Here is an 802-nt window from a genome sequence, read left to right on the forward strand (position 1 = left end):
CTGGTCGTGTTCATGAACAAGGTTGACCAGGTCGACGACGAAGAGCTGCTGGAGCTGGTGGAAATGGAAATCCGCGAGCTGCTGTCCTCCTACGAGTTCCCGGGCGACGACATTCCGATCATCGCAGGCTCCGCGCTGGCGGCGATGGAAGGCCGTGACCCGGAAATCGGCGAAGAGAAGATCAAAGAGCTGATGGCGGCCGTGGACGAGTACATCCCGACCCCGGAGCGCGCGGTTGACCAGCCGTTCCTGATGCCGATCGAAGACGTGTTCTCGATCTCCGGCCGCGGCACCGTTGTGACCGGCCGTGTCGAGCGCGGTGTGATCAACGTCGGCGACGAAATCGAAATCGTCGGCATCCACGACACCAAGAAGACCACCTGCACCGGCGTGGAAATGTTCCGCAAGCTGCTGGACCGCGGTGAGGCAGGCGACAACATCGGCGCCCTGCTGCGCGGTGTGGACCGTGACGGTGTTGAGCGCGGCCAGGTGCTGTGCAAGCCGGGTTCCGTGACCCCGCACACCAAGTTCGAAGCCGAAGCCTACATCCTGACCAAGGAAGAAGGCGGCCGCCACACCCCGTTCTTCGCGAACTACCGTCCGCAGTTCTACTTCCGCACCACCGACGTGACCGGCACCGTGACCCTGCCGGAAGGCACCGAGATGGTGATGCCGGGCGACAACCTGAAGTTCACCGTTGAGCTGATCGCGCCGATCGCAATGGAAGACGGCCTGCGCTTCGCCATCCGCGAAGGCGGCCGCACCGTCGGCGCCGGCGTCGTGTCGAAGATCATCGAGTAAT

At 63.5% G+C, this 802-nt stretch carries 1 protein-coding gene; it reads left to right on the top strand.

The window, feature by feature from the left end; genetic code table 11:
- The coding region (locus ACFMBG_RS24145) for an elongation factor Tu (RefSeq protein WP_421057176.1) at nt 1-801 on the top strand (801 nt) is incomplete at its 5' end.
- Nucleotide 802 lies beyond the last annotated feature (1 nt).

The organism is Leisingera coralii (genome assembly GCF_049056525.1).
GTDB classification, from domain to species: Bacteria; Pseudomonadota; Alphaproteobacteria; order Rhodobacterales; family Rhodobacteraceae; genus Leisingera; species Leisingera coralii.